1 protein-coding gene is annotated in these 4,384 nt (G+C 39.3%); it reads left to right on the forward strand.

Annotated features, from left to right (window positions below; genetic code table 11):
- Positions 1-487 precede the first annotated feature (487 nt).
- On the forward strand, positions 488-4,384 hold a 3,897-nt coding region (locus tag ICG50_RS12945), incomplete at its 3' end, for an HYR-like domain-containing protein (protein ID WP_187661320.1).

Here is a 4,384-nt window from a genome sequence, read left to right on the forward strand (position 1 = left end):
GGTTAGCACTCTGTTGGTAAAGTTAATTCTATAGAAAAAAAATAGCTTTTCCATACAAAAGAAAGAATGTAATGTTATTTTCAAAATTATATAATTAGATCAAAATCAGCGAAAAAAAAATGGTAACTATTTTGATGATTTCAAAAAGCAATTTTGACTAAAAAAAACACATTATTAAGAGTCCAAAACATCCCTAAACAATCAAGAAATAGCATAAATATTAAAGCAATTACCCGTCACCAAAGGGTTAATAGAATATTTAATAATAAGGCAAATAATCCTGATTTACTTATCGAAAATGCAAGAAAAGTGTCATTTAATCGAGTTTTCAAGTTGTTTGTAGAGAAAATTAACAGTGTTGGTACATTGTATATAATTTAGCACTCAATAGTATAACCCAAAATATTATATACCTCATATGCCTACAAATAAACTTCAAGCCCGAGACACCAAATTTTCAATAAATTATTCTACTAAATTTAATTGTATGAAATCAAAAATTACTATTTCAAAAAAAATGTTCGCCTTTTTGATATTTAGTTTACTAAGTATCTCAACTTCAATTGCGCAAACATTTCCACCGGCAAATACATCTTGTACCTCCGGTGATTTAACACTGGTTGGCGCTACCTTATCGGGTGGTGATGTTTGCAACTCGTGTCCAACTGCTACTACAATAACCCGGACATTAACCTTGTCTATCAATAATACAACAGGTTCTTTAAGAACTTCTTTTGCTTATTGGGGAAATTTGGAAGTTTACAGTGGAACAACAGGTTTGTTAATATCTAGTACGCCCATAAGTGGTTGTAATGGTCCATTACCTCCAAACACAATAACTACTTTGAGTTATAACACAGTTACTTATAATTGTGGTGATATCTTAAGAATTACAAATTTATTTTTGGCTTGGACTTCCGCTTCTCCTGGAGCAGTTTGTCCATTAGATCCAAATGATATTTCCCCTAAATGCGGAAAATTACCTGAAATACTTGTAAATGGTGGTGTAAATGGAGAATTTGTTTCTACTGATTCCCAATGTGGTTCAGCAACAGGATCACTTAACTTAACTCCTTTGTTCGGAACTGCTCCTTACACTTATTCGTGGTCTGCTACAGGTGGTGGTGTTGTTCCTGTTGGGCAACAAAGCAACCAAGACCTTACCGGTTTAGTGCCAGGAACTTATTCTGTAATCATAACAGATGCCAATGGTTGTAAAATTACTAAAACCAGAGTGATTGGTTCATCTACAGCTCCGATAGCTGCATTCGCAACTACAAATAATATTACTGTTCCTTGTGGAGCAGCAACAACTAGCTCATTAAGTTATACTAACGGAGCATCCGGTGCTTGTTTAATTAGTGGAAATGTTACTTCTACATTGAGCGCCCAAACATCTACTAACCCTTCATCACCTGCTTGTGGTGGAACTATCATCGAATCTTGGACATTTACTGATGTTTTAGGAAGAACAATAACAAAATCAAGAACAATAACTGTTAGTCCTGCTGCGGTAGCTACAATGACTCCTCCTGCTAATATAGCAGTAGCTTGTGGTTCATTACCAGCACCATCTACTCTATCTTTTACAAACGGTTTGAGTGGTGGATGTTTAATCAGTGGTACTTCTAACCCATCAACATTCTCAACACCTCCAGGTACTTGTGGTGGAACTGTAACTGAAACATGGACAGCTACTGATTCTTGTGGAAGAGCTTTGGCTCCGGTTTCAAGAACAATTACAGTAAGTCCTGCTGCATTGCCTACTATGACTGCTCCTTCTACTATTACAGTAGCTTGTGGGTCATTACCGGCTCCATCTACACTTTCATTTACTAATGGATTAATTGGTGGATGTTTAATCAGTGGAACTTCTAATCCATCTACATTTACTGTAGCTCCCGGTTCATGTGGAGGAACTGTGACTGAAACATGGACAGCAACTGATTCTTGTGGAAGAGCTTTGGCTCCGGTTTCAAGAACAATTACAGTAAGTCCTGCTGCATTACCGACCATGACTGCTCCGGCAAATCTATCATTGTCATGTGGTACTTTACCGGCACCTTCTACACTTCCATTTACAAATGGATTAAGTGGAGGATGTCTAATCAGTGGTACATCAAATCTATCTACATTCACAACTCATACGAGTGGTTCTTGCAATGGATTAATAACTGAAACATGGACAGCAACTGATTCTTGTGGAAGACCTTTAGCTTCTGTATCAAGAACTATATCAATAAATGACACAACAGCTCCGGTTATTGCAGCTTTACCTGCTCCTTCAACTATAGCTTGTCCGGCAACGCCTTCTTTTGCTACGGCTACTGCTACTGATAATTGTGGTGCCGTTGCTAGTCTAACCTTCAGTGATGCAACTACTAATGGTGCTTGTGCCGGTTCGTATTCTGTAACCAGAACTTGGACAGCAACTGACGCTTGTGGAAATTCTTCTTCAGCTTCGCAGACCATTACTGTAACTGATACAACAGCGCCGGTTATCGCCGCTTTACCTGCTCCTTCAACTATCTCTTGTCCGGCAACGCCTTCTTTTGCAACGGCTACTGCTACTGACGCTTGTGGTTCGGGTGCTTCTTTAACTTTTAACGATGTAACTACTAATGGGGCTTGTGCCGGTTCGTATTCTGTAACCAGAACTTGGACAGCAACTGACGCTTGTGGAAATTCTTCTTCAGCTTCGCAAACCATTACTGTAACTGATACGACAGCGCCGGTTATCGCCGCTTTACCTGCTCCTTCAACTATTGCTTGTCCTGCTTCGCCTTCTTTTGCAACGGCTACTGCTATTGACTCTTGTGGTTCGGGTGCTAATTTGACTTTTAACGATGTAACTACTAATGGGGCTTGTGCCGGTTCTTATTCTGTAACCAGAACTTGGACAGCAACTGACGCTTGTGGAAATTCTTCTTCGGCTTCGCAGACCATTACTGTAACTGATACAACTGCGCCGGTTATCGCCGCTTTACCTGCTCCTTCAACTATTGCTTGTCCGGCAACGCCTTCTTTTGCAACGGCTACTGCTACTGACGCTTGTGGTTCGGGTGCTTCTTTAACTTTTAACGATGTAACTACTAATGGGGCTTGTGCCGGTTCTTATTCTGTAACCAGAACTTGGACGGCTGTTGACGCTTGTGGAAATTCTTCTTCAGCTTCGCAAACTATTAATGTAACTGATACAACAGCGCCGGTTATCTCCTCTTTACCAGCAACTTCAACAATTGATTGTCCAGCTACTCCATCTTTTGCTACAGCAACGGCTTCGGATGCTTGTGGTTCTGACTTTACTTTAACTTTTGCTGACACTACAAACAATGGTAGTTGTGCAGGTAATTATTCTGTAACCAGAACTTGGACAGCAACTGACGTTTGTGGTAATACTTCAATAGCATCTCAAACTATTAATGTACAAGATGTAACTGCGCCAACATTTACTGTTCCTGCCAATGTAACCATCAATGCCGGTGCAAATTGTGCTGTTGATTTAAATCCTGGAACAATTGGTACCGTAACTAACATCTCTGATGCTTGTGATACTACTCCAACAGTAACATACACAGATTCTGATTGTTTCGGAAACGACAATGGAGGATCTATCAATGCAGGAAATGGAAACTATTTTTACTTTGATGTAACCGGATTTGACAATCTTACGGCAAAGGATATCCAAAAAGTTGCCTTAGCATTCGAAACTAATCAAGGAAAAGGAAGAGCTGAATTTACTTTGGTAGCTCCAAATGGTACTGCTGTAGTATTAGTTGGTCCATATTGTACCGGTGGTGCTTGTGATGATCCAACACCAAGTGATCAAGAACTATACTTACCTGTTTTCTACCCGAATAGTTCAGGACATACTCAATGGAACAACAATAATGTTATAACTCAAGATATCCCTCAAAATTTCACACCAAATGGTGCGTTATCGTCTCCAAATACTGTTACAGGATTAACTTCTTATGTATCTAGTTTTGAAAATTTAACCGGTCCTATGAATGGTACTTGGTTTATCTTCTCAAGAAAACAAGCAAGCGTTAATGGAAGTATCAATTTTAATAGTGTTTGTTTAACTCCATTAAACGTTTGTACAAGCAATAAAGTTATTACTAGAACTTGGACAGTAACTGACGATTGTGGCAATGCTGCTTCAGCTACTCAAACTATAAAAATTCAAGATGTAACCGCTCCGGTTATTGCAACATTGCCAACTTCGTCAACCATCAATTGTCCCGCTATACCTGAGTTTGCTCAAGCTACTGCTACAGACAACTGTGATACTGATGTTAGTTTGACTTTTGTTGATACCACTACTAATGGGGCTTGTGCAGGTTCGTATTCTGTAACAAGAACTTGGACAGCTACTGATGAT

This window comes from Flavobacterium buctense (genome assembly GCF_014486695.1).
GTDB lineage: Bacteria > Bacteroidota > Bacteroidia > Flavobacteriales > Flavobacteriaceae > Flavobacterium > Flavobacterium buctense.